At 55.6% G+C, this 23917-nt stretch carries 25 protein-coding genes and 1 tRNA gene; 10 read left to right on the forward strand and 16 right to left on the reverse strand.

Annotated elements, in window-relative coordinates:
* Positions 1-79 precede the first annotated feature (79 nt).
* The 4 genes from OGX75_RS07990 to yejF are packed head-to-tail and all read left to right on the forward strand — an operon-like array spanning position 80 to position 5605.
* Positions 80-1894 (forward strand): extracellular solute-binding protein, encoded by a 1815-nt coding sequence (locus OGX75_RS07990; RefSeq protein ID WP_110494017.1) that lies wholly within the window; start codon positions 80-82, stop codon positions 1892-1894.
* The gene (locus OGX75_RS07995; RefSeq protein ID WP_012131578.1) at positions 1895-2989 is read left to right on the forward strand and encodes a microcin C ABC transporter permease YejB; all 1095 of its coding nucleotides are present in this window, start codon (positions 1895-1897) and stop codon (positions 2987-2989) included.
* Complete coding sequence (locus OGX75_RS08000) at positions 2989-4014, forward strand: ABC transporter permease (RefSeq protein WP_198447488.1); 1026 nt, start codon at positions 2989-2991, stop codon at positions 4012-4014. The genes OGX75_RS07995 and OGX75_RS08000 overlap by 1 nt, the downstream gene beginning before the upstream one ends.
* Position 4015: 1 nt before the next feature.
* Positions 4016-5605, forward strand: a complete 1590-nt coding sequence (yejF, locus tag OGX75_RS08005) for a microcin C ABC transporter ATP-binding protein YejF (protein WP_286451203.1) — start codon at positions 4016-4018, stop codon at positions 5603-5605.
* 3 nt (positions 5606-5608) lie between these two features.
* Here yejF and OGX75_RS08010 read toward each other — a convergent pair whose 3' ends face one another.
* The 3 genes from OGX75_RS08010 to rsuA all read right to left on the reverse strand — a co-directional run bounded on the left by OGX75_RS08010 (position 5609) and on the right by rsuA (position 8227).
* Positions 5609-5953, reverse strand: coding sequence for a YejG family protein (locus tag OGX75_RS08010; RefSeq protein WP_024130169.1), 345 nt, complete (start codon positions 5951-5953; stop codon positions 5609-5611).
* 335 nt (positions 5954-6288) lie between these two features.
* The gene (locus tag OGX75_RS08015) at positions 6289-7479 is read right to left on the reverse strand and encodes a Bcr/CflA family multidrug efflux MFS transporter (protein ID WP_024130168.1); all 1191 of its coding nucleotides are present in this window, start codon (positions 7477-7479) and stop codon (positions 6289-6291) included.
* A gap of 49 nt (positions 7480-7528) precedes the next feature.
* Complete coding sequence (gene rsuA, locus OGX75_RS08020; RefSeq protein WP_115626774.1) at positions 7529-8227, reverse strand: 16S rRNA pseudouridine(516) synthase RsuA; 699 nt, start codon at positions 8225-8227, stop codon at positions 7529-7531.
* Positions 8228-8377: 150 nt separating this feature from the next.
* On the opposite strand from rsuA, the gene radD reads away from it, so the two are divergent.
* Together radD and rplY are read left to right on the forward strand one after the other, a co-directional pair.
* On the forward strand, positions 8378-10138 hold the full coding sequence (radD, locus tag OGX75_RS08025) for a DNA repair helicase RadD (protein WP_286451202.1): 1761 nt from the start codon (positions 8378-8380) through the stop codon (positions 10136-10138).
* A 124-nt stretch (positions 10139-10262) separates the two neighbouring features.
* Positions 10263-10547, forward strand: coding sequence for a 50S ribosomal protein L25 (gene rplY, locus OGX75_RS08030; protein ID WP_012131568.1), 285 nt, complete (start codon positions 10263-10265; stop codon positions 10545-10547).
* 130 nt (positions 10548-10677) lie between these two features.
* Here the strand turns inward: rplY and yejK are convergent, their stop codons facing one another.
* Positions 10678-11685 carry a nucleoid-associated protein YejK gene (gene yejK / locus OGX75_RS08035; protein ID WP_012131566.1) on the reverse strand — a complete coding sequence of 336 codons (1008 nt, stop codon included), beginning with the start codon at positions 11683-11685 and terminating at the stop codon, positions 10678-10680.
* A gap of 134 nt (positions 11686-11819) precedes the next feature.
* On the opposite strand from yejK, the gene OGX75_RS08040 reads away from it, so the two are divergent.
* From OGX75_RS08040 to narP, 4 genes are all read left to right on the forward strand, one after another.
* Complete coding sequence (locus OGX75_RS08040; RefSeq protein ID WP_012131565.1) at positions 11820-12047, forward strand: YejL family protein; 228 nt, start codon at positions 11820-11822, stop codon at positions 12045-12047.
* 19 nt (positions 12048-12066) lie between these two features.
* Positions 12067-13827, forward strand: coding sequence for an LPS biosynthesis-modulating metalloenzyme YejM (gene yejM / locus OGX75_RS08045; RefSeq protein ID WP_012131564.1), 1761 nt, complete (start codon positions 12067-12069; stop codon positions 13825-13827).
* Positions 13828-13900: 73 nt separating this feature from the next.
* A tRNA-Pro gene (locus OGX75_RS08050) sits at positions 13901-13977 on the forward strand.
* A 210-nt stretch (positions 13978-14187) separates the two neighbouring features.
* Positions 14188-14835: a nitrate/nitrite response regulator protein NarP gene (gene narP / locus OGX75_RS08055; protein ID WP_012131563.1), complete on the forward strand. Its 648-nt coding sequence runs from the start codon at positions 14188-14190 to the stop codon at positions 14833-14835.
* A gap of 78 nt (positions 14836-14913) precedes the next feature.
* Here narP and OGX75_RS08060 read toward each other — a convergent pair whose 3' ends face one another.
* The 12 genes from OGX75_RS08060 to napG all read right to left on the reverse strand — a co-directional run bounded on the left by OGX75_RS08060 (position 14914) and on the right by napG (position 23913).
* Positions 14914-15963 carry a cytochrome c-type biogenesis protein CcmH gene (locus OGX75_RS08060; RefSeq protein ID WP_286451201.1) on the reverse strand — a complete coding sequence of 350 codons (1050 nt, stop codon included), beginning with the start codon at positions 15961-15963 and terminating at the stop codon, positions 14914-14916.
* Entirely contained in the window at positions 15960-16517 is a 558-nt protein-coding gene (dsbE, locus tag OGX75_RS08065; RefSeq protein ID WP_286451200.1) for a thiol:disulfide interchange protein DsbE, read from the reverse strand. The genes OGX75_RS08060 and dsbE overlap by 4 nt, the downstream gene beginning before the upstream one ends.
* Complete coding sequence (locus OGX75_RS08070) at positions 16514-18457, reverse strand: heme lyase CcmF/NrfE family subunit (RefSeq protein ID WP_047462438.1); 1944 nt, start codon at positions 18455-18457, stop codon at positions 16514-16516. Before OGX75_RS08070 ends, dsbE begins: the two co-directional genes overlap by 4 nt.
* Positions 18454-18933, reverse strand: a complete 480-nt coding sequence (gene ccmE, locus OGX75_RS08075) for a cytochrome c maturation protein CcmE (RefSeq protein ID WP_012131559.1) — start codon at positions 18931-18933, stop codon at positions 18454-18456. Before ccmE ends, OGX75_RS08070 begins: the two co-directional genes overlap by 4 nt.
* Positions 18930-19142 carry a heme exporter protein CcmD gene (gene ccmD / locus OGX75_RS08080; protein ID WP_012131557.1) on the reverse strand — a complete coding sequence of 71 codons (213 nt, stop codon included), beginning with the start codon at positions 19140-19142 and terminating at the stop codon, positions 18930-18932. Before ccmD ends, ccmE begins: the two co-directional genes overlap by 4 nt.
* Positions 19139-19876 carry a heme ABC transporter permease gene (locus OGX75_RS08085; RefSeq protein WP_012131556.1) on the reverse strand — a complete coding sequence of 246 codons (738 nt, stop codon included), beginning with the start codon at positions 19874-19876 and terminating at the stop codon, positions 19139-19141. The genes ccmD and OGX75_RS08085 overlap by 4 nt, the downstream gene beginning before the upstream one ends.
* Before the next feature lie 144 nt (positions 19877-20020).
* Entirely contained in the window at positions 20021-20680 is a 660-nt protein-coding gene (ccmB, locus tag OGX75_RS08090; protein WP_012131555.1) for a heme exporter protein CcmB, read from the reverse strand.
* Positions 20677-21303 carry a cytochrome c biogenesis heme-transporting ATPase CcmA gene (gene ccmA / locus OGX75_RS08095; protein ID WP_102949630.1) on the reverse strand — a complete coding sequence of 209 codons (627 nt, stop codon included), beginning with the start codon at positions 21301-21303 and terminating at the stop codon, positions 20677-20679. The genes ccmB and ccmA overlap by 4 nt, the downstream gene beginning before the upstream one ends.
* A 6-nt stretch (positions 21304-21309) precedes the next feature.
* The gene (gene napC, locus OGX75_RS08100) at positions 21310-21912 is read right to left on the reverse strand and encodes a cytochrome c-type protein NapC (RefSeq protein ID WP_012131552.1); all 603 of its coding nucleotides are present in this window, start codon (positions 21910-21912) and stop codon (positions 21310-21312) included.
* Positions 21913-21921: 9 nt separating this feature from the next.
* The gene (gene napB, locus OGX75_RS08105) at positions 21922-22371 is read right to left on the reverse strand and encodes a nitrate reductase cytochrome c-type subunit (RefSeq protein WP_286451199.1); all 450 of its coding nucleotides are present in this window, start codon (positions 22369-22371) and stop codon (positions 21922-21924) included.
* Positions 22368-23231 (reverse strand): quinol dehydrogenase ferredoxin subunit NapH, encoded by an 864-nt coding sequence (gene napH / locus OGX75_RS08110; protein ID WP_012131550.1) that lies wholly within the window; start codon positions 23229-23231, stop codon positions 22368-22370. Before napH ends, napB begins: the two co-directional genes overlap by 4 nt.
* A complete protein-coding gene (napG, locus tag OGX75_RS08115) occupies positions 23218-23913 on the reverse strand; it encodes a ferredoxin-type protein NapG (RefSeq protein ID WP_024130165.1) in 696 nt (231 codons plus the stop codon). Before napG ends, napH begins: the two co-directional genes overlap by 14 nt.
* Positions 23914-23917 lie beyond the last annotated feature (4 nt).

The raw sequence follows: 23917 nt of genomic DNA on the forward strand, positions 1-23917 counted from the left end.
CAGAGGCTGCGTCACTTATTATTCAGGATTGACGCTTGCCTGACGGTGGCAGGTGATAAGAAAAGGAAACCATTTTCCGATGATTGCTCGCGTAATGCTTCTGTTTGTCGCCCTGGCCAGCTTTGGCGTACAGGCTCAGGCCATCAAAGAAAGTTACGCCTTTTCCGTGCTTGGCGAACCCAAATACGCCTTCAATTTTAATCATTTCGATTATGTCAATCCGGCGGCGCCAAAAGGGGGGCGGATAACGCTTTCCGCGACCGGGACATTCGATAATTTCAACCGCTATTCCATGCGCGGTAATCCTGGCGCACGTACCGAGCAGCTTTACGACACGCTTTTTACCACCTCTGACGACGAACCCGGCAGCTACTACCCGCTCATTGCCGACAACGCGCGATATGCGGAGGATTACTCCTGGGTGGAAGTGACCATCAACCCACGCGCCCGTTTTCATGATGGTTCGCCCATCACTGCCCGCGACGTCGCCTTCACCTTCCATAAATTTATGACCGAGGGCGTGCCGCAGTTTCGTCTGGTGTACAAAGGCACGACCGTCAAAGCCATCGCTCCGCTTACCGTCCGCATTGAATTAGCCAAACCCGGTAAAGAGGATATGCTCAGCCTGTTTTCTTTACCGGTCATGCCGGAAAAATTCTGGAAGGATCATAAGCTCAGCGACCCGCTCTCTAAGCCTCCTCTTGCCAGCGGCCCGTACCGCATAACCCAGTGGAAAATGGGCCAGTACATTGTCTATTCCCGGGTAAAAAACTATTGGGCTGCTAACCTGCCGGTAAACCGGGGGCGCTGGAACTTTGATACCATCCGCTACGACTACTACCTTGATGACAACGTTGCGTTTGAAGCCTTTAAGGCCGGGGCGTTTGACCTGCGTCTGGAGAATGACGCGAAAAACTGGGCGACGCGCTACACCGGTAAAAACTTCGATAACCATTACATCGTTAAAGACGAACAGAAAAATGAATCCGCACAGGATACGCGCTGGCTGGCCTTTAATATTCAGCGTCCGGTATTTAACGATCGTCGCGTGCGTGAAGCGATAACCCTGGCATTTGATTTCGAATGGATGAACAAGGCATTGTTTTATAATGCCTGGAGCCGGGCAAATAGCTATTTCCAGAATACCGAGTATGCCGCCAGAAACTACCCCAGTGCAGACGAACTGGTCTTACTCGCGCCCATGAAAAAGGATCTGCCGCCGGAGGTCTTTACCCGGATTTATCAGCCGCCAGTCTCAAACGGCGATGGCTACGATCGGGAAAACCTGCTAAAGGCCGATAAATTACTCACAGAGGCGGGATGGGTACTGAAAGGCCAGCGACGCGTTAACAGCGCGACCGGCAAAACGCTGAGCTTTGAACTGCTGCTTCCGGCAGGCGGCAACAGCCAGTGGGTTCTTCCCTTCCAGCATAATTTGCAGCGTCTTGGCATCACGATGAACATCCGCCAGGTTGATAACTCGCAAATCACCAACCGTATGCGCAGTCGCGACTACGACATGATGCCGCGACTGTGGCGCGCCATGCCGTGGCCCAGCTCCGATCTACAAATATCCTGGGCGTCTGAATACATTGACTCCAGCTATAACGCGCCAGGCGTGCAAAGCCCGGTCATTGATAAACTGATTGCCCAAATCATTGCCGCCCAGGGCGATAAAACAAAGCTGGTTCCCCTCGGGCGGGCGCTGGATCGGGTATTGACCTGGAATTACTACATGCTGCCAATGTGGTATATGGCGGAAGACAGGCTCGCCTGGTGGGATAAATTTTCTCATCCGGCCATCCGGCCGATCTACACCATTGGACTGGATACCTGGTGGTATGACGTCAACAAAGCGGCAAAACTTCCCGCCGCCAGACGACAGGGAGAATAAATGGGCGCCTACCTGATTCGACGTCTGTTACTGGTGATCCCGACGCTGTGGGCCATCATTACAATCAACTTTTTTATTGTCCAGATCGCACCGGGCGGCCCGGTTGACCAGGCGATCGCGGCCATTGAATTCGGCCAGTCTGGCGCCCTGCCCGGCGCCGGTAGCGAAGGCGTTCGCGCCAGCCACGCCCAGACCGGCGTAGGGAATATTAGCGACAGCCACTATCGCGGCGGACGTGGGTTAGATCCCGAGGTGATCGCGGAGATCACGCATCGCTACGGCTTTGATAAGCCGGTTCATGAGCGCTACTTTAAAATGCTCTGGGACTATGTTCGTTTCGATTTCGGCGACAGCCTGTTTCGCAGCGCATCCGTACTGACGTTAATCAAAGACAGTCTGCCCGTGTCCATTACGCTCGGATTGTGGAGTACGCTCATCATTTATCTGGTGTCGATCCCGCTGGGCATCCGCAAAGCGGTATATAACGGCAGCCGTTTCGACATCTGGAGCAGCGCTTTTATCATCGTTGGCTACGCTATCCCCGCCTTCCTGTTCGCCATCTTATTGATCGTTTTCTTTGCTGGCGGTAGCTATTACGACCTCTTCCCGCTGCGCGGCCTGGTATCCGCCAATTTTGATTCCCTGCCCTGGTATCAGAAAATTACCGACTACCTCTGGCATATCACGTTACCGGTACTGGCGACGGTGATCGGCGGGTTCGCCGCGCTGACCATGTTGACCAAAAACTCTTTTCTGGATGAAGTCCGCAAACAGTACGTTGTCACCGCGCGCGCAAAAGGGGTGAGCGAAAAAAACATTCTGTGGAAGCACGTTTTCCGCAACGCCATGCTGCTGGTGATCGCCGGTTTTCCGGCCACCTTTATCAGCATGTTTTTCACCGGTTCGCTGCTCATTGAAGTGATGTTTTCCTTAAACGGGCTGGGGTTGCTGGGCTACGAAGCGACCGTGTCACGCGACTACCCGGTAATGTTTGGCACGTTATACATTTTCACCCTGATCGGCTTACTGCTGAATATCCTGAGCGATATCAGCTATACGCTGGTTGATCCACGCATTGATTTTGAGGGACGCTGATGCCGCGATTAAGCCCTGCAAACCAGGCCCGCTGGGCGCGTTTTCGTCATAATCGCCGGGGCTACTGGTCACTGTGGATTTTCCTGGTGCTGTTTGGTCTGAGTCTGTGCGCCGAACTGGTCGCCAACGATAAACCGCTGCTGGTGCGCTATGAGGGAAGCTGGTACTTTCCGCTGGTCAAAAACTACAGCGAAAGCGATTTCGGCGGGCCGTTCGCAACGCAGGCGGATTATCAGGACCCCTGGCTGCAAAAGCAGCTTGAAAACCACGGATGGGTGCTGTGGGCGCCCGTGCGTTTTGGCGCCACCAGCATCAACTTTGCCACTGATAAACCTTTCCCCTCTCCGCCGTCCATACAAAACTGGCTGGGAACCGACGCGAATGGCGGCGACGTGCTGGCGCGCATCCTCTACGGCACGCGAATCTCTATCCTGTTTGGTTTGATGCTTACCCTCTGCTCCAGCGTAATGGGCGTGCTGGCGGGCGCGTTGCAGGGGTATTACGGCGGAAAAATCGACCTGTGGGGGCAACGGTTCATCGAAGTGTGGTCAGGAATGCCGACGCTGTTTCTGATTATTCTGCTCTCAAGCGTGGTGCAACCCAATTTCTGGTGGCTGCTGGCTATTACCGTCCTGTTTGGCTGGATGAGCCTGGTCGGGGTGGTTCGCGCGGAATTCCTGCGCACACGCAATTTCGACTACATCCGCGCCGCGCAGGCGCTGGGCGTCAGCGATCGCAGCATTATCCTGCGTCACATGCTGCCCAACGCGATGGTCGCCACGCTGACCTTTTTACCGTTCATTTTGTGCAGCTCGATTACCACATTGACGTCGCTGGATTTTCTCGGATTTGGCCTGCCGCTCGGCTCCCCTTCCCTCGGCGAATTACTCCTGCAAGGTAAAAATAATTTGCAGGCGCCGTGGCTTGGGATCACCGCGTTCCTGTCCGTCGCGGTGTTATTGTCGCTGCTGATTTTTATTGGCGAAGCAGTACGCGACGCGTTTGATCCCAACAAGGCGGTATAAGATGACGCATCCTCTGTTAACTATTGAGAATTTATCGGTAGGTTTTCGCCATCAGGAGAACGTGCGCACGGTTGTTAACGACATCTCTCTACAGGTTGACGCAGGCGAAACGCTGGCGCTGGTGGGCGAATCCGGCTCCGGTAAAAGCGTCACCGCGCTGTCGATTCTGCGGTTGCTGCCCTCTCCGCCTGCGGTGTATCTCGCGGGCGATATCCATTTTCATGGCGAGTCATTGCTCCACGCCAGCGAGCAGACGCTGCGCGGCGTGCGGGGCAATAAAATCGCCATGATTTTTCAGGAACCGATGGTATCGCTAAACCCGTTGCATACGCTGGAAAAACAGCTCTACGAAGTGCTGTCCCTGCACCGGGGTATGCGCCGTGAGGCCGCCAGGGCCGAAATCCTGAGCTGCCTGGATCGCGTAGGGATTCGTCAGGCCGCGAAACGGCTGAGCGATTATCCCCATCAGCTCTCAGGCGGCGAACGCCAGCGCGTGATGATCGCAATGGCGTTGCTCACGCATCCTGAACTGTTAATCGCCGATGAACCCACGACCGCTCTGGATGTCTCCGTACAGGCGCAAATCCTGCAACTGCTGCGTGAACTGCAACGCGAACTGAATATGGGTATGCTGTTTATCACCCATAATCTCAGCATTGTGAAAAAACTGGCGGACGCCGTGGCGGTGATGCAAAACGGACGATGCGTGGAGCAAAACCGTGCGTTGCCGTTGCTTAGCGCGCCTGAGCATCCCTATACGCAGAAGTTGCTGAACAGCGAACCCACCGGCTCCCCGGTTCCATTGCCCGGTGAGTCGTCGCCACTGCTGGAAGTGAGCCAGCTTCGCGTCGCATTCCCGATTCGAAAAGGGGTTCTGAAACGCGTGGTGGATCATAACGTCGTGGTTAACGAGGTGAGTTTCGCGCTTCGACCAGGTGAAACGCTGGGGTTGGTCGGTGAATCCGGGTCAGGAAAAAGCACCACCGGTCTGGCCTTGCTGCGGTTGATTCGCTCGCAGGGCAGCATCACTTTTGACGGCCAGCCGTTGCAAAATTTAACCCGCCGTCAGTTGCTGCCGGTTCGTCACCGTATTCAGGTGGTATTTCAGGACCCGAACTCATCGCTGAACCCCCGCCTCAACGTACTGCAAATTATTGAAGAAGGCTTACGCGTTCATCAACCGGCCCTTTCTGCCGGGCAGCGCGAAGAACAGGTTATCGCCGTCATGAAGGAAGTGGGTCTGGATGCTGAGACGCGCCATCGTTACCCGGCGGAATTTTCCGGCGGCCAGCGCCAGCGTATCGCTATCGCCAGGGCGCTAATACTGAAACCATCGCTGATTATTCTGGATGAACCGACATCATCGCTGGACAGAACGGTTCAGGCACAAATCCTAGCGCTGTTGAAATCTTTACAACAAAAGCATCGCCTGGCTTACATTTTCATCAGCCACGATCTGCATGTTGTGCGCGCATTATGCCATCAGGTCATTGTACTGCGACAAGGAGAAGTGGTGGAACAGGGGCAATGTGAGCGTGTCTTTACCGCTCCGCAACAGGAGTATACGCGTCAGTTGCTCGCGCTAAGCTGACGCTCAAAAAGGATTGTTGTTCGAAAAGGGTTCCGCTATCGCTACGCCGAAATTTTTCAGGCGGCAGGTCGCGGCAAATTCATCCTGACGATTAACAAACAGGCACGGCTCGCCTTCGCACTCCAGAACGGAGCAAGGCACTTCGATGTCGCTAAGCGCCTGGCTAAGTGTATGCATCACCGGCCATGCGCTGTCACCATCGGGGCTCAGGAGTTTGAGCGCCACCAGACTGTTTTCTGTGTTCTGCCCGTTTTGCGGAATCGGTTCAACTTTTGAACCTGCAAAACCCGTTGACCACCGATAGTTCTGCGGTAAACGATGAATGATTGAGAGTTGTAATGTAGTCACTTTCTTTCCCCGGAAGCACATTCACTTCACAATTTATTTACATCCATATTAACACATCATTGACAACCCGTCCTTAAACAGATCGAAAACGCTTACATCCCTGGTCTGAGCGGCCTGTACAGCCCGTTATTAAAATATTTTTTGCCAGTGCCGGACGTATTTGCGGGCTATATGTACCCGTTTCTGCGATCTAACTCAACCTTTTTAACTACAATGATGTGACTTTTTACATAAATTGATTTTACATAAAATAAACATAAATGGAAAAAATGATGGATTTGACGTTGATGTACGTCAACAAAGGAAGCCTTCCGGCTTCCATGTTGTGTATTAGATCACCGTTTTTTCGGACGGCTGGCGTAGAGATAGAAGAGAATGGAGCAGGTTGCGCAGAAAGCAATCGACCAAATCATCGGCCAAGCGGAGGTAAAGGTTGCCAGCGACAGCAGCGCCCCGACAATCGCGCCAATGCCAAACCGGAACGTACCGGCCAGCGACGAGGCGGTGCCCGCCATATGCGGAAATTCATCCAGAATAACGGCCATCGCGTTTGAAGAGACCATAGAAACGCATCCGACAAACGCCGCGACGCCAACCACCAGCGCCCAAAAGCCCACGCCAAACAGCGCGCTGAATACCATCCAGGCCGCCATCACAAACTGAATCCATAACCCGGTACGGAACATATTCAACGCCCCAACCCGGCGCACGAAGCGGCTGTTGATAATGGTCATCACAAACAAGAACACAATGTTCAGCGCAAAGTAATAGCCAAAATGCTGCGGCGACACATGGTTAATCTCGATGTACACAAACGGGCCGGCGCTGAGGAACGAGAACATTCCCGCAAAGCTAAATCCGCTGGCCAGCATATAGCTCAGTACGCGTTTGTGTCGGAACAGCGAGGCAAAGTTCCCTATCGTGGTACGAATATGGAACGGCTGACGGCGTTCAACGGGAAGCGTCTCGTTAATCAACAAGAAGATCATCACCGATGCCAGAATCGCCGCCACCGCCAGAATCCAGAAGATGTAATGCCAGCTCAACCACACCAGAACCCACCCACCAATAATCGGCGCCATCAGCGGCGCGATTGTCGTCACCAGCATGACGAATGACATCATGCGGGAGAACTCTTCTTTCGGGTAGATATCGCGCATCAGAGCATTGATCACCACGCTCGCCGCAGCGGCGGCAAGACCGTGGAAGAAACGCATGATGATCAACTGGTCGATAGTCTGCGCCAGCGCGCATGCCACCGCCGCCGCCGCAAACACCAGCGTCCCGCCGAGGATAACCGGCTTGCGCCCGAGACTATCCGCCATCGGGCCGTAAATAAGCTGCCCCACGGCGAACCCCAGAATATAGGTACTGAGGGTCATCTGCGCGCTGCCCGCCGGTACGCCAAACTGGGCAGAAATCACCGGTAGCGCCGGAAGATACATATCAATCGACAGCGGCATCAGCATGGCTAACAGGCCAAGGATAAAAACAATGGCAAAGGATGAGTGCTGCCGGGTGGTCACAAATGAACTCCTGAATTTAGCGGGACGTAAAGCGCCTGGCTCACCGGGTCTATAAACCGACGCTGGCGATTTCTTCTTCGGTCAACGGGCGATACTCGCCAGGTTCGAGGTCGTCATCCAGCACAATTGCGCCGATGCGTTCGCGGTGCAGTTCGACAACATGGTTCCCCACGGCGGCGAACATCCGCTTCACCTGGTGGTAGCGCCCTTCACTAATGGTCAGACGCACCTGCGTCGGGGTGATCACCTCCAGCACGGCCGGTTTGGTGAGATCTTTCTCATTATGCAGTTGCACGCCTTTGGCAAACTGTTCGGCGGTATCCGCAGCTACCGGCAATTCCAGCGTGACCAGATAGGTTTTCTCACAATGATGGCGCGGAGAGGTGATCCGGTGCGACCACTGACCATCATCCGTCATCAACACCAGTCCCGTGGTGTCGATATCCAGCCGCCCGGCGGCATGCAGCTTGTACGCGACAGGTTCATCAAGGAAATAGAGTACCGTGGGATGATCCGGGTCGTCCGTTGAACAGACATAGCCCTGAGGCTTATTAAGCATAAAGTAGCGCGGGCCATTTTGCTGAACCAGCGTGTTGCCATCGTACTCGACATTATGTTCTGGCAGGAGTTTAAACGCCGCGTTTCGGATGATTTCGCCATCGACGGTAACACGGTTACTACGAATCTCACGCCCGGCAATAGCACGGCTGACGCCGAGTTGCTGAGCGATAAATTTATCAAGTCGCATGAGTTTGATTTTGCCTGTAATAATACGGAAATCGGGCATAACGCCCGAAAAATGAAGCCGTTGTCCATCCAGTATAACGGGCTCTAACCATCGCTCAAGGGAAATGATTCATGGCATACTATTCCCTGTACCGTTCATCGTAGTGAGACCATGATTTTTACACTTCGTCCTTACCAGCAAGAAGCCGTGGATGCCACGCTCAACCATTTTCGCCGCCACCGCACGCCTGCCGTGATTGTCCTGCCAACCGGCGCAGGCAAAAGTCTGGTGATTGCCGAGCTGGCACGAGTGGCGCGTGGGCGCGTGCTGGTGCTGGCGCATGTAAAAGAGCTGGTCGCGCAAAACCATGCCAAATATTGCGCGCTGGGGCTGGAGGCCGACATTTTCGCCGCCGGTCTGAAGCGTAAAGAGAGCCACGGCAAGGTGGTGTTTGGCAGCGTGCAGTCGGTCGCCCGTAACCTTGACGCCTTCCAGGGCGAGTTTTCACTGTTGATTGTCGATGAATGCCACCGCATCGGCGGCGACGAAGAGAGTCAGTATCAGCAAATCCTGGCGCACCTGAGTAAAGTGAATCCCCACTTACGTCTGCTCGGCCTGACGGCCACCCCTTTCCGGTTAGGCAAAGGCTGGATTTATCATTTTCATTACCACGGCATGGTGCGCGGCGACGAAAAAGCGCTCTTTCGCGACTGCATTTATGAGTTACCGCTGCGCTACATGATTAAACATGGTTATCTGACGCCGCCGGAGCGTCTGGATATGCCCGTGGTGCAGTATGATTTTAGCCGCCTGCAGGCACAGAGTAACGGCCTGTTCAGCGAAGCTGACCTCAATCGCGAGCTGAAAAAGCAGCAGCGCGTGACCCCGCACATCATCAGCCAGATTGTTGAATTTGCCCAAACCCGCAAAGGGGTGATGATTTTCGCCGCCACCGTCGAACATGCCAAAGAGATTGTGGGTTTGCTGCCCGCCGATGATGCGGCGCTGATTACCGGGGACACGCCGGGCGCAGAACGCGACGTGATGATTAACGATTTCAAAGCCCAGCGCTTTCGTTATCTGGTGAACGTCGCCGTGCTGACGACCGGGTTTGACGCGCCGCATGTCGATCTTATCGCTATCCTGCGCCCGACAGAGTCAGTCAGCCTTTACCAACAAATCGTGGGGCGCGGTCTGCGGCTTGCGCCTGGAAAAACCGACTGTCTGATCCTCGACTATGCCGGGAACCCGCACGATCTGTATGCGCCGGAAGTGGGCACGCCAAAAGGCAAAAGTGACAACGTTCCCGTGCAGGTGTTCTGCCCTGCCTGCGGGTTCGCCAATACCTTCTGGGGGAAAACCACCGCTGACGGCACGCTGATTGAGCATTTCGGTCGTCGCTGCCAGGGCTGGTTTGAAGATGATGACGGGCATCGCGAACAATGCGATTTTCGCTTCCGCTTTAAAAACTGCCCGCAGTGTAACGCGGAAAACGATATCGCCGCCCGGTGCTGCCGGGAGTGCGACACGATTCTGGTTGACCCGGACGATATGCTGAAAGCGGCGCTAAAACTCAAAGATGCGCTGGTATTGCGCTGTAGCGGGATGGCGTTACAACACGGGCATGATGAGAAAGGCGAATGGCTGAAAATCACCTACTACGATGAGGACGGCGCCGATGTGAGTGAGCGCTTCCGATTGCAGACGCCCGCTCAACGCACCGCCTTTGAACAGTTGTTTATTCGCCCGCATACCCGCACGCCGGGTATTCCGTTACGCTGGATCGCTGCGGCGGATATCCTGGCGCAACAGGCGCTGCTTCGCCACCCTGATTTTGTCGTCGCCCGCATGAAAGGCCAGTACTGGCAGGTGCGCGAAAAAGTCTTCGATTATGAAGGCCGCTTCCGGCGGGCACATGAATTGCGCGGTTAATCGTACTTTTGATTGATGTGATAGCCATTTGAGTATAGAATCTCGCCCGCTTTTGCATACGCAAAGCAGATCACTTACCTGTTGCTGGGTCGCCTGTAACAGGAATTATTTAAGAGAGATTTAAATGTTTACTATCAACGCAGAAGTACGTAAAGAGCAGGGTAAGGGTGCGAGCCGCCGCCTGCGCGCCGCTAACAAGTTCCCGGCAATCATCTACGGTGGCGCTGAAGCCCCGATTGCTATCGAACTGGACCACGACCAGGTTATGAACATGCAAGCTAAAGCTGAGTTCTACAGCGAAGTTCTGACCATCGTTGTTGACGGTAAAGAAGTAAAAGTTAAAGCTCAGGCTGTACAGCGTCACGCGTTCAAGCCGAAGCTGACTCACATCGACTTCGTTCGCGCGTAATCGCCAACAAGTTGAAGAAAAACCCCGCCACGGCGGGGTTTTTTTATGGTGCGCGACAAGGCGATGAACCGTAAGCCGAATAAGGTGCCTGCACCGCTATCCGGCGTTACAACACATAACGTCAAAACCGTTAATTACCGCCGGACGTCCGACGCTGGAGCTGATCGCGCAGGTTTGGCGGCGTTCCCTTGATCGTCAGCGTATCGGTCGCCGGGTCCCAGAAAATCCGCTCACCTAACAGCATGGCGTCGAAGTTGATGGTTAACCCACCGCCGCTCCCGGCATATTTCGTCAGTTGACGCAGCGTGCTGCGGTCCGCCGGGAAACTCTCTTCCAGCTCATAGCCTTTGTCAGCGGTAAATTCTCTGAAGCTGACTTCGCTGACGCCGGATAACTCTTTCGACAGCGATTCAAGCTCAATCTCTTCACCAGACTGCAATTGCTCATTGCAGTAGCTGTACACCTGCTGACGGACATTCTGACGTTCAGCTTTGTCCAGTTGCGCTTCTGCGGTGAAATCGTCCACCGCTTGCAACAGCCCCCGGTTTTGCGCTTTCGCGTTCAGCCCTTCGCTGGCGCCCAGGAAATCCATAAAGAAATCGGCCACTTTGCGCCCTACCCGGCCTTTCAGGAAGGTCAGATAACGGGTGGATTCCGGGTTCGTTTCCCATTCGGTCAAATCGATACGCGCCACAATATCCGCATGGTTAATATCCAGATAGTGCGTCGGGTTGATATCCAGGTTCTCATTCACGCGCATGCTGCTTAAGTTGTTCAGCACCGCCACCAGCAGATACTCCACCGCCAGATAACGGTAATGGCAGAACAGGACAATACCGCCGTCCGCAAACGGGTATTTCGCCAGTTCGTCGCGTAAACGGCCGGTCGCCGCACGGCTAAAGGCAAGAAAATCCTCCTCGCCCTGACGCTGCAACCGCAGCGTTTGCGCCAGTTCACTCTCTTCGCTGAACAGGCCGTACGCTTTGTTTTTGGCGCTATAGACCCGGTGCAGTTCAGCCACCATATCGACAACGGTGGTTGTCGGCTCCAGTAATGAATCGCGCAAGACCAGCTCAAGATTTTGCTCATCACGTTTGATAAGCTGGTGCAGGGCAATCTGGTTGATATCCAGACTCATGATAAACTCTCCTTTATGACCGGGCGGTATTCAATCACCTGACGGGCGGTGACGCAACAGGAGATAAAAAAGCAGAAAAAAAACTGTTGCTACGGTAATATGTTGCCCTTTCATGAACAAACTGATTGCGATTTATGCCACAACACTCCCGCTATAGTGACGAACACGTTGAACAATTACTGAGTGACCTGCTCAACGTACTGGAAAAACATAAGGCACCGACCGACCTTTCCCTGATGGTGCTGGGAAACATGGTCACCAACCTTATCAACACCAGCATCGCACCGGCTCAACGCCAGGCGATTGCGAACTCTTTTGCCCGCGCATTACAGTCTTCAATTAACGACGACAAAGCGCATTAAGGGAAACGAACGGCTATTTATGGTAACTCATCGTCAGCGCTACCGTGAAAAAGTCTCCCAGATGGTTAGCTGGGGGCACTGGTTTGCACTGTTCAACATTCTGCTGGCCATGGTGCTCGGTAGCCGTTACCTGTTTGTCGCAGACTGGCCGACAACGCTTGCAGGGCGTATTTACTCGTACCTGAGCATTGTCGGGCACTTCAGCTTTCTGGTGTTCGCCGCCTACCTGCTGATCCTGTTTCCTCTGACATTTATTGTCATGTCCCAGCGGCTGATGCGTTTTTTGTCAGCCATCCTGGCGACGGCGGGCATGACGCTGTTGCTGATCGACAGCGAAGTTTTTACCCGCTTCCACCTGCACCTGAATCCCATTGTCTGGGAACTGGTCATTAACCCCGATCAGAACGAGATGGCGCGCGACTGGCAACTGATGTTTATTAGCGTGCCGGTCATCCTGTTAATCGAAATGCTGTTTGCGACCTGGAGCTGGCAAAAGCTGCGCAGCCTGACGCGACGTCGCCATTTCGCCAAACCGCTTGCCGCGTTCTTTTTCGTCTCATTTATCGCTTCGCATGTGGTGTATATCTGGGCAGACGCCAACTTCTATCGCCCGATCACCATGCAGCGCGCGAATTTACCGCTGTCATACCCGATGACGGCGCGCCGTTTTCTGGAAAAACACGGTCTGCTGGATGCGCAGGAGTATCAGCGCCGTCTGGTGGAACAAGGCAACCCGGAAGCCGTTTCCGTTCAGTATCCGCTGAGCGATTTGCAGTATCGCGACATGGGCACCGGCCAGAACGTACTGTTAATTACGGTCGACGCGCTGAACTACTCCCGCTATGAAAAACAGATGCCCGCGTTGGCCGCATTCGCCGAACAGAATACGTCGTTCACGCGCCACATGAGTTCAGGCAACACGTCTGACAATGGAATATTTGGTCTGTTCTATGGCGTATCGCCCAGCTATATGGACGGCATTCTGTCGACCAGAACGCCTGCCGCGCTGATCTCGGCGCTGAACCAGCAAGGCTATCAGTTAGGGCTATTCTCTTCTGACGGCTTCACCAGCCCGCTCTACCGCCAGGCGCTGCTGTCAGACTTCTCCATGCCAACTGTGCAAACGCAGTCCGACGAGCAGACGGCGAGCCAGTGGATTAACTGGTTAGGACGTTACGCCCAGGAAGATAACCGCTGGTTCTCATGGGTTTCCTTCAACGGCACAAACGTTGACGACAGCAACCAGAAAGACTTTGCGAAACGGTATGCCCGCGCCGCAGAGAACGTGGATGCCCAGATTAACCGGGTGCTCAGCGCACTGCGTGACGCAGGGAAACTCAACAACACCGTGGTGATTATTACGGGCGGTCGCGGCGTACCGTTAGCGCAGGAAGAGAGTCATTTCGCCTGGTCTCGCGGCCATCTGCAAGTGCCGTTGATCATTCACTGGCCGGGCACGCCAGCGCAGCGAATCAACACTCTGACCGACCATACGGATTTGATGACGACGCTGATGCAGCGACTGTTGCACGTCAGTACGCCAGCCAATGAGTACTCGCAGGGACAGGATCTGTTCAACGCCACGCGCCGCCATTACTGGGTGACCGCAGCGGACGGCAGTACGCTGGCGATTACCACGCCGGAAATGACGCTGGTACTGAACAATAACGGCACCTATCAGACGTACGATCTACACGGCGAGAAGATCAAAGACCAGAAGCCGCAGCTGAGCCTGTTGTTGCAGGTACTGACCGACGAGAAACGATTCATTGCTAACTGATTAATTATAAATCAGTTAGCAAGACATCCCCTTGCATTCGTGGTGGAAAGCGGTAGTATTGGCATCCACAAGTCGGCACGTAGCGCAGCCTGGTAGCGCACCGTCATGGGGTGTCGGGGGTCGGAGGTTCAAATCCTCTCGTGCCGACCAAAATCCCTTAGAAAAACCAACCTCTTACGGTTGGTTTTTTTATGCCTGCCGTTCCCTTCCAGTACTGTGCTAACACCGCATAATCAAAAGGTTTTACTACTTACCCATGCCCAAAATAGGGTAAAATTTATTCTCTCATCAACGCGATGAATCTGGACGATTTTCGCGCTAAAAACAATAATGATACGAGTATGTACTCAGGAGAATAGTATGCCTGAAGCAACGCCTTTTCAGGTGCTTATTGTGGACGATCATCCACTTATGCGACGAGGTATTCGTCAATTACTGGAACTGGATACCGCATTTAATGTCGTTGCCGAAGCTGGCGATGGGGCGAGTGCTATCGATCTGGCAAGCCGTCTCGATCTTGATCTGATCCTGCTTGACCTGAATATGAAAGGCCTGAGCGGGCTTGATACGCTGAATGCGCTGCGTCGGGATGGCGTCACCGCACAGATCATTATCCTGACGGTTTCCGACTCTGCCAGTGACGTGTACGCGCTGATTGATGCCGGAGCGGACGGCTATTTACTGAAAGACAGCGACCCGGAAGTGCTGCTGGAAGCGATTCGTGCTGGCGCCAACGGCGGCAAGGTATTCAGCGATCGCGTCAGCGAATACCTGCGCGAACGGGAACTGTTTGGCGCAGAGGAAGATCCCTTTAGCGTGCTCACTGAACGCGAACTGGACGTGCTGCACGAACTGGCTCAGGGACTGTCGAACAAACAGATTGCCTCCGTGCTGAATATTTCTGAGCAGACGGTTAAGGTGCATATTCGTAATTTACTGCGAAAGCTGAACGTGCGCTCGCGCGTCGCGGCGACCATTCTCTTTTTACAAACACGCGGAATGCAGTAACAAGATATGCCCGATGGCGCTACGCTTATCGGGCCTACAAGTCGCGTGGCAAGTACCATCCGGCCTTGCCACACTCATTTATTCCGCCTGCGGCGAAAGCTGCGCTAATGCCTGCTTAATACTGCGTTCAATCACTGCCCGGCGGGAATCATTGGCGGGCAGCAATTTCAGCATCATCTCCCAGGCTGCGACCGCCTCGCCGAAACGCTGCTGCTCGAAGGCATTAAACGCATACATACTCAACGTCCGAATGTTGGCATGATCGCTTCTCACCAGCTGGCGCAACAGCTCCCCTCCCCGACGATTATCATCAGGATCGGAAGAACGGGTCAGCGCTTCCGCATACCCTAATGCGGCATCGCTATTTTTGGGGTCCAGTCTGTACGCATTGGCATACGCTTCCGTCGCCGTGCTGGCATTCCCCAGCACCATGCCGATACGCCCAAGCATAATCCAGCCTTCCACATTGCCAGCATCGCTTTGCAGTCGGGTACGCAAACCAAGCGCCAGGCGTGTCATCTCTTCCTCATTCAGCGGCTGCGCGTCAGGGTCCAGCGCGCGCTCCAGCAACGCTGGCGTCTGCGCCGTAGCCTGTTGCCAGATTTTTACCTGCTGATAGTTACCGGTCTGGTAGTAACTTACCGCCCCGACAATCAGCGCGATCACAACCCCGGGAGCAAACAGCCATAATCCGGCCTGGCGTCCCTTCGGCGTCACCTCGTCAGAAAAGGTTTCCTGTTTTACACGTACGCGCCGCCGCGAACGGGAGAAGATAATCCAGCCGCCAGCGCCAATAGCGGCGATCGGCAAGATCCACAACAGCACGGTAAGCGGCGTCAGCGGCGGATCGTAGGTGACGAAGTTACCGTAGCGCGCCACCATGTAATCAACGATCTCCTGCTTGCTTTTACCTTCCTGCATCAGTTCATAAACCTTCTGACGCAGGTCGGTGGCAATCATCGAGTTAGAGTCCGCGATGCTGTTGTTCTGGCATTTCGGGCAGCGCAGTTGCTCGGTGAGCTGGCGGAACTGCTGCTCCTGCGCTTCATCTTTGAACTGCATAACATCAATAGCAGCCAACGACGAGCCGGAGATCACCAGCATCAGCACACCCAGTAAGAATCTCATTGCGCGGCCTCCTTACTGTACTGCTCCCAGAGCGGTTTTATTTCACTTTCCCATACCCTGGCGTTCAGATCGCCTGCATGGCGATAACGAATGATCCCTTTACCGTCGATCAGAAAGGTTTCCGGCGCGCCGTAAACGCCCAGATCCAGCCCAAGCATACCGTCGCCATCAAACAGGCTTAGCGCATAAGGATTCCCTAACTCTTTCAGCCAGGTAATCGCTTTCTGGCGATCGTCTTTATAATTCAGGCCAACCACGCGAATTCCCTGCGCAGACAGCTGATTCAGATACTGATGTTCAGCGCGGCAGGTCAGGCACCAGGTCGCCCACACGTTGAGCAGCACCGGTTTCCCCTGAGTCAGCACGTCTGCCTGATAGTGCTGACCAGGATTTTCCAGCGATTCGAGACGGAAGGTCGGCACCGGTTTGCCAATCAGCGCCGATTCCAGATTCGTCGGATCGTCCCCTTCCGCATTACGCGCCAGCTGCCACAGCAACGCCGCCGCAATAACCAGAAAAATGACGAAAGGTATTAACAGTACGTTGCGCTTCATACAGCCTCCGGCGCGGTTTTTTGCGGGCATGAACGCTGGCGATAGCGCGGATCAAACAGGCAGAACAACCCGCCAAGCGCCATCAACAGCCCTCCCGCCCAGATCCAGCGGATAAACGGTTTGTAATACAGGCGCACCGCCCATGCGCCATTGTCCAGCTCTTCGCCGAGAGCGGCATACAGATCGCGGGTGATCCCGCCATCGATCGCCGCTTCCGTCATCATTGAGCTGGTGCTGTTATAAAAACGTTTTTCCGCATGCAACGTCGCTTCTGCTTTACCTTCCCGCGTCACACCGATAATCGCCACCCCGCCGCGATAGTTCGGGCCGGTAATCTCCTTCACTTCACGGAAGGTGAATTGATAGTCGTGGATGCTGACGCTGTCGCCCGCTTTCATGCGGACATCACGTTCCACGCTGTAGTTTTGGCTAAACGCGATGCCGACAATCGTCACCGCCAGCCCAACGTGCCCGGCGACCATTCCCCAGTAGCTGAGCGTCATTTTCGTACCACGCGAAACGCGCTGCGCGACTTCCGCTACCGCCAGCACAAATACCCAGCACGCCATCGCCAGCCCGACCACCGTCATGGCGACAATCTTGTCTTCAAACAGCCACGGCAGCAGCATCGACAGCACTAACGTGCTCACCAGCGCGATAACCAACAACCGCTGCAACTTGCGCGGTCTGTCACGTCCCCAGCGAACCAGCGGCCCGATGCCCAGCAGCAGCGCGAACGGCGCCATCAGCCAGGTGAACATGGTATTAAAGAACGGTTCGCCGATTGAAATACTGCCCAGACCGAGCTGTTTATGCACCAGCGGCAGCAATGTTCCCAGCAACACCACCAGCATGGCGGCGATAAGCAGGACGTTATTGGCTAACAGCAGTGACTCACGCGACCAGAGTGCGTTATTCACCCGCGAGCGAACCTTGTGTCCACGCGTCGCGAACAGCAGCAGAGAACCGCCGATCACCAGTACCATAAAGGCGAGAATAAACATCCCGCGCGATGGATCGGAGGCAAAAGCATGCACCGACACCAGCACGCCAGAACGCACCAGGAAAGTACCGAGCAGGCAGAGTGAGAAGGCGCATATTGAAAGCAGAAGCGTCCAGGCTTTGAAGCTGGCGCGCTGTTCAGTCACCGCCAGGGAGTGCATCAACGCGGTGCCCACCAGCCACGGCATAAATGAGGCGTTTTCCACCGGGTCCCAGAACCACCAGCCGCCCCAGCCCAGCTCGTAATAGGCCCAGGCAGAGCCAAGCACGATACCCAGCGTTAAGAATACCCATGCGGCCAGCGTCCAGGGACGGGAAAAGCGGGCAAAGGTGCTGTCCAGACGCCCACTCATCAGCGCGGCGATCGCGAACGCGAACGCCACCGAGAAACCGACATAGCCCATATAGAGCAGCGGCGGGTGGAAGATCAGCCCCGGGTCCTGCAACAGCGGATTCAGGTCGCGCCCTTCAATCGGAAAGTTGGGCAACGTACGGGAAAACGGGTTGGAGGTGAACAGAATAAACAGCAGAAAACCGACGCTGACCATCCCCATCACCGCCAGTACGCGGGCGACGATATCCAGCGGCATCCGCTGACTGAACACGGCCACGGCAAACGTCCAGCCGCTCATCAGCAATACCCATAGCAGAAGCGACCCTTCGTGCGCTCCCCAGGTCGCGGCGACGCGATACCAGACCGGCAGTTGCGTGTTGGAGTTGCTGGCGACATAGGTAACAGTAAAATCATTCACCACGAAGGCATTGATCAGCACCAGAAACGCGCCCATCACCAGGATAAACAGCAGCCAGGAGAATGGCCTCGCCGAGGCCATCATGCGCACATCGCCGCGCCCCACGCCCCACAGCGGATAAACGGACAGCAACAGCGCCACGCCGAGTGCGAGACACAGCAGCGCGTTGCCAATTTCAGGCATCATGATGCTTTATCCTTATAAACGCTTTCCGGGCGACGATGGTTTTCCTGCATCGCTTTTTCAACTTCCGGCGGGGTATAGTTTTCATCATGTTTGGCGAGCACCTCTTTCGCCTGCACATGGTTTTTCTCGCCCAGCTCCCCCTGCACCACCACGCCCTGCCCTTCGCGGAACAGATCCGGCAGAATGCCTTCGTACGTCACATCCACCACGCCTTCGGCGTCGTAGATGCTGAAATTCACTTTCAGCGAATCCGGGTCGCGCTTCACGCTTCCGGGCATGACCATGCCGCCGACGCGCAGGCGTTGCCCCACTTCAGGCAGTTGGTGCGTTTCGCGTTTACCGTAGAGAATTTCGCCTGGCGTATAGAACAGGTCGATATTGGAACGCAGCGCATAAAGTACCAGCGTGATAGTCAGAGCCAAACCGGCCAGCACCGCGCAGGCTATCCACAAACGATTTTTACGACGGATATTCATGCCGCCTCCCGCTGCGCCTGCGCCGCACGCATCCGCGCTTCACGCGCTCGCTGCTGCGCCACACCGCGCAAAATCACACGGTGCTGCATGGCGGTATGCACCACCAGCGCCGCCAGTGGGATCACGGTCATCACAACCGCCAGCCAGACATAAAAGGCGTAACCGCCCATAGCAAAGAAATCACTCCAGGATGCAAATGCGCTGGTCATTGGCGGCCTCTTTTTAAAATCAGTTCACTCACCCACGGGCGACGTTTTTCCATTAACAAAATCAGGTTACGCATCCGCATCAGCGCCAGCGTGATAAACAGCAGCAGATAACCGATAATCGCCAGGCGCAGCGGCGCGCGCATCGCCGGGTCAATGCTCTGCTGCATACGAGTTGATCCCTGATGTAGCGTATTCCACCACTCCACCGAGTAGTGGATGATCGGCAAATTAACGACGCCAATCAGCACCAGAATGCCCGCCGCGCGTCCCGCCAGGCGGCGATCGTCAAAGGCGTGCCACAACGCTATCGCCCCGACGTACAGGAACAGCAGCACCAGTTCGGAGGTCAATCGCGCGTCCCATACCCACCAGGTTCCCCACATCGGTTTGCCCCAGGCGGAACCGGTAACCAGCGCGATAAAGGTAAACACCGCGCCAACAGGCGCCATCGCCGCCACCGCCAGGTTAGCCATTTTCATTTGCCAGACCAGACCGATGAATGCGGCAACCGCCATCGAGGCGTAAATCCCCATCGACCAGATCGCCGCCGGGACATGCAGGTAGATGATGCGGTAGCTTTGCCCCTGCTGATAATCCGCAGGCGCGAAGCCAAACCCCCAGACCCAGCCCGCCGCCAGCACCACCACGCTGGCTATCGCCAGCCACGGGATGAACCAGCCACAGATCTGATAAAGCCGTGGGGGAATCGCCAGTTGATGAAGTGTTTTCCACATAGTTCAGTCACCAGATTCAATCAAAACGAATGAAACTTCAGTTATGCCGGATGACGGCAAAGACGCCTTATCAGACCTACAGACTTTCCTGATAAGCGTAACGTCATCCGGCATCCTACAGTTTGTCGCCAGTCAAAGACCGCGCTACTGCATGCTGATACGTAACGCTGCCGCCGTAGCAAAAGGGCTTAACGTTGCGCTGCCCGCCAGCAACGCGCCCAAAATCGCCATATATCCCTCAACGGGCAAATGCATGGAGGCCGCATCCATCGCCGCAGTGGCGAAAATCAGTAACGGAATGGTCAGCGGCAGCACCAGCACGCTCAGCAATACGCCGCCGCGCTTCAGGCCCACCGTTAACCCCACGCCCGGCGCGCCAAGAAAACTCAGGGTCGGTGTGCCAAGCAGCAGAGTCAGCGCCATGATTTGCCAGCCGTACATATCCATTCCCAGCAATAACGCCACCAGCGGGGAGAGGATCAGCAGCGGCAGGCCGGTCACCACCCAGTGCGCCATCACTTTCGCCAGCACCACCGCCGGTAACGGCAGCGGCAGGAGCATCAGTTGCTCCAGGCTGCCGTCCTGTAAGTCATCGCGAAACAGACGCTCCAGCGCCAGCAGCGAAGAGAGCAACGCCGCCACCCAGATAATGCCGGGAACAATGCGCGCCAGCAGCTGCGGCTCCGGGCCAATGCTCAGTGGGAAAAGCGTGATAACAATCAGAAAGAACCACAGCGGGTTAGCGATTTCCGCGCTATGACGAAACGCCACGCGCAGCTCAAGACGAAAGATTTGCCACATCATTGCGCTGCCCTCTCGCCGGTCAGCGCGATGCGCCGTATTTTGTCAGTCGCGACATTCAGCGGCTGGTGCGTGGTGAGGATGACGATCCCGCCCTGCTGTGTATGTTCAGCCATGCGCTGCGTCAGACGCTCAACGCCATTGACATCAATAGCGGTAAACGGCTCGTCGAGGATCCAGAGCGTCGCGCGGGTCAGCCACAGACGCGCCAGCGCCACGCGCCGTTGCTGTCCAGCGGAAAGCTGGTTGACGGGGATGTCTTCGTATCCGGCCAGCCCCGCCTGCGCCAGCGCGGCCAGACACTGCGCCGTATCGCCGTCATGGTGGAAAAAGCGCAGGTTCTCCAACGCCGAAAGCCGGGTTTTAATCCCCGGCTGATGTCCAATCCACAACAGATTTTGATGGTAGCTGTCGCGCACGCGGTGCAACGCCTGCTCTTGCCAGCACACTTCCCCTGCGTCGGGGCGCGCCAGCCCGGTGAGCAACCGCAAAAGGGTGGTTTTCCCCGCGCCGTTGCCCCCGGTAATTTGTACCCATTCCCCTGCGTTCACGCGAAACGACAGCCCACTGAACAGTATTCTGTCATCCCGCTCGCAGAGCAGTTCTCTGGCTTCAAGCATACCCACTCATTATTAAAAGCCCGGTTTCACTTCGCGCATATCCGGGAGTTTATGCGCAATCCCTTTGTGGCAGTCGATACAGGTTTGCCCCTCTTTCACTGCCTGGTCGTGCATTTTGGCGGCAACGCCTTTCTGAGCGGTGAGATCCATAAATTCGAAGTTGTGGCAGTTACGGCACTCCCGCGAATTGGTGTCTTTCATCCGTCGCCACTCGCTCTGCGCCATTGTCAGGCGGTGATCTTCAAACTTCTGCGGAGTATCGATAATGCCGAACACCTTCCCGTACAGCTCTTTACTGGCCTTGATCTTACGGATCATTTTCGGGCCCCACTCGTGCGGAACGTGACAGTCAGGACAGGTGGCGCGAACGCCGCTGCGGTTGTTGTAGTGCACGGTTTCCATGTATTCCTGATAGACGGTGTTGCGCATTTCGTGGCAGCTGATACAGAACTCTTCGGTGTTGGCCTTTTCCATCCCGGTGTTGAAACCGCCCCAGAAAATAATGCCGCCAACAAAACCGATTAACAGCAACGTGCCGATCGCCAGGCGGCTGGGGCGACGCCACCATTGCCAGACCCGCTTAATCACGCCAGGTTTACGGTTAGAATTTTCCATAATGACCTCTTATTTCCCGTAACCTTTCGACGGGGTAAAGGTATTACCCACGATCGGCGCGGCATTCGCCTGCGGCACATGGCACTGCAAACAGAAGTAACGACGCGGCGCGACTTCGCCTAAAACTTTGCCGTCGCTGTCCATAAAGTGCGTTGGGCTAATACGCGGCGCGCCGGTCGTACGGTAGCTTTCCACACCATGACATTGCAGGCAGCGGTTGGTATTGGTCGTTACCTGATAACCTTCAACGCTATGCGGGATCATCGGCGGCTGATTAACATAGTTCAGCGGCATACGTTCCTGCTCTTTCGGCATGCGAATCGCCCCTTCCTGCGTCCCCGAAACTTCCGGCGACTGGCTCAGATCCACTCCGTTTGCTGCCCAAACCGCACCACTCACCACCAGGGCAAGCAGGGCCGTCCATTGACACAGCGCTTTCTTCAGGTCATGGCTTTTCATGATTTCGCTCCCGAACTCCATCGTGTTGTTATTGTAAATACGTCCTCAGAACAGACATCCACGCAGCGACCGCACGTCATGCAATCGCGGCTGGTGACCTGCACCGGACTTTGCTCATCCAGCACCGGCGCACGCAGGACGTGCGGTTCCGGGCAAACATGAAAACAATCCATACAGCGGTTACATTTCTCGCGATCTTTCGCCGCCACCGTTAGCGCGCCTTTACTTCCCAGCACGCCATACAACGCGCCCAAAGGGCAGATATGTCCGCACCAGCCGTGTTCAACGACCAGTAAATCAAATAAAAACAGAGCGATAATCAGCAGTGCACCGCTACCGAATCCCATCACCAGGCTACGCCCCAGCAGGGAAACCGGGTTTATCCATTCCCACAGTAGCGTTCCGGTTAGCGCCGATCCCACCAGCACGACAACCAGAAGGACGTACCGTATATGACGCGGAATCGTTGCGGACTGATTCAGGTCAAACCTTCTGCGTAGCCAGTTCGCAAAATCGGTAATTGGGTTCAGCGGACAGACCCAACTGCAAAATAATCGCTTTCCTGCCAGGGCATACAGCACCGTAATAATGGCGGCGCCGGTCAGCGCAACGGCGGCAGGTAAATGCCCGCTGGCAAGGCTTTGCAACGTTATCAGCGGGTCGGTTAAAGGAATGGTATCCAGCAACAAGCTACTGCTGTAGTTACCGTGCAGAATCCAGACGCCCGCCCACGGGCCACTGAGAAACATTCCCAGCACCAGAAACTGACTTATCCGCCGCAAAATCAGCCAGCGATGGCTGCGCCACCAGCCTTTTTTCGCTCGCGCTTCGCGCCCGGCATCGCGTTTACGATTTGCCATCTTTCCCCTCCAGCCAGCCGAAGCGGTAGTGGTGCCCCAACTCCCCTTTCGCCAGCGACAGCGGCAACACTTTTATCGCCGGTTGCTCCAGCACACAGACTTTTTCGCACTTACCGCAGCCGGTGCAGGCGTCGCTGTGAACGGTGGGAAGAAAGCGCGCATGTTTGCCGGTACGCATATTGCGATCCAGCTCCAGCGTGATCGCCTCATCGATTTTTGGGCACTCGCGATAACAAACGTCGCAGCGCAGTCCCTGGAAGTTAAGGCAGTTCTCCTGGTCCAGCAGTACCGCCAGCCCCATGCGCGCATCGTCAATGGATTCGATCTCTCGATCCAACGCCCCACTGGGGCAAACTTTGGCGCATGGAATGTCTTCACACATTTCGCAGGGAATATCGCGGGCGACAAAGTAAGGCGTACCGGCAGACAAACCCGAAGCCAGCGTCGCCAGCTTCAGGGTGTCATACGGACATGCCTGAACGCACTGCCCGCAGCGCACGCAGGCGCTGGCGAACGCGTCTTCACTCAATGCCCCCGGCGGGCGCAACCGCACGCCCGTTGCGCGAGCGGTTTGCTGCTGTAACCCCAGCGCCACGCCAACGGCAGCCAGCCCGCCTGCCGTGCGAACCATATCGCGCAAAAAGCGGCGGCGGCCATTTTGGGGTTTCGCTGACCGGGACATGGTG

It is taken from the genome of Citrobacter sp. CK199 (assembly GCF_030333285.1).
In the GTDB taxonomy this organism is placed as follows: Bacteria; Pseudomonadota; Gammaproteobacteria; order Enterobacterales; family Enterobacteriaceae; genus Citrobacter_B; species Citrobacter_B koseri.

Bases quoted from the DNA above. Each gene is read 5' to 3' on its own strand.
- ccmD (WP_012131557.1), bottom strand. From the start codon at position 19,142: ATGACCAGCGCATTTGCATCCTGGAGTGATTTCTTTGCTATGGGCGGT.
- napB (WP_286451199.1), bottom strand. From the start codon at position 22,371: ATGAAAAGCCATGACCTGAAGAAAGCGCTGTGTCAATGGACGGCCCTG.
- napG (WP_024130165.1), bottom strand. From the start codon at position 23,913: ATGTCCCGGTCAGCGAAACCCCAAAATGGCCGCCGCCGCTTTTTGCGC.
- napH (WP_012131550.1), bottom strand. From the start codon at position 23,231: ATGGCAAATCGTAAACGCGATGCCGGGCGCGAAGCGCGAGCGAAAAAA.
- radD (WP_286451202.1), top strand. From the start codon at position 8,378: ATGATTTTTACACTTCGTCCTTACCAGCAAGAAGCCGTGGATGCCACG.
- dsbE (WP_286451200.1), bottom strand. From the start codon at position 16,517: ATGAAGCGCAACGTACTGTTAATACCTTTCGTCATTTTTCTGGTTATT.
- rplY (WP_012131568.1), top strand. From the start codon at position 10,263: ATGTTTACTATCAACGCAGAAGTACGTAAAGAGCAGGGTAAGGGTGCG.
- OGX75_RS07995 (WP_012131578.1), top strand. From the start codon at position 1,895: ATGGGCGCCTACCTGATTCGACGTCTGTTACTGGTGATCCCGACGCTG.
- OGX75_RS08000 (WP_198447488.1), top strand. From the start codon at position 2,989: ATGCCGCGATTAAGCCCTGCAAACCAGGCCCGCTGGGCGCGTTTTCGT.
- narP (WP_012131563.1), top strand. From the start codon at position 14,188: ATGCCTGAAGCAACGCCTTTTCAGGTGCTTATTGTGGACGATCATCCA.
- OGX75_RS08040 (WP_012131565.1), top strand. From the start codon at position 11,820: ATGCCACAACACTCCCGCTATAGTGACGAACACGTTGAACAATTACTG.
- OGX75_RS08060 (WP_286451201.1), bottom strand. From the start codon at position 15,963: ATGAGATTCTTACTGGGTGTGCTGATGCTGGTGATCTCCGGCTCGTCG.
- OGX75_RS07990 (WP_110494017.1), top strand. From the start codon at position 80: ATGATTGCTCGCGTAATGCTTCTGTTTGTCGCCCTGGCCAGCTTTGGC.
- yejM (WP_012131564.1), top strand. From the start codon at position 12,067: ATGGTAACTCATCGTCAGCGCTACCGTGAAAAAGTCTCCCAGATGGTT.
- rsuA (WP_115626774.1), bottom strand. From the start codon at position 8,227: ATGCGACTTGATAAATTTATCGCTCAGCAACTCGGCGTCAGCCGTGCT.
- yejK (WP_012131566.1), bottom strand. From the start codon at position 11,685: ATGAGTCTGGATATCAACCAGATTGCCCTGCACCAGCTTATCAAACGT.
- ccmB (WP_012131555.1), bottom strand. From the start codon at position 20,680: ATGATGTGGCAAATCTTTCGTCTTGAGCTGCGCGTGGCGTTTCGTCAT.
- ccmE (WP_012131559.1), bottom strand. From the start codon at position 18,933: ATGAATATCCGTCGTAAAAATCGTTTGTGGATAGCCTGCGCGGTGCTG.
- OGX75_RS08085 (WP_012131556.1), bottom strand. From the start codon at position 19,876: ATGTGGAAAACACTTCATCAACTGGCGATTCCCCCACGGCTTTATCAG.
- OGX75_RS08070 (WP_047462438.1), bottom strand. From the start codon at position 18,457: ATGATGCCTGAAATTGGCAACGCGCTGCTGTGTCTCGCACTCGGCGTG.
- napC (WP_012131552.1), bottom strand. From the start codon at position 21,912: ATGGAAAATTCTAACCGTAAACCTGGCGTGATTAAGCGGGTCTGGCAA.
- yejF (WP_286451203.1), top strand. From the start codon at position 4,016: ATGACGCATCCTCTGTTAACTATTGAGAATTTATCGGTAGGTTTTCGC.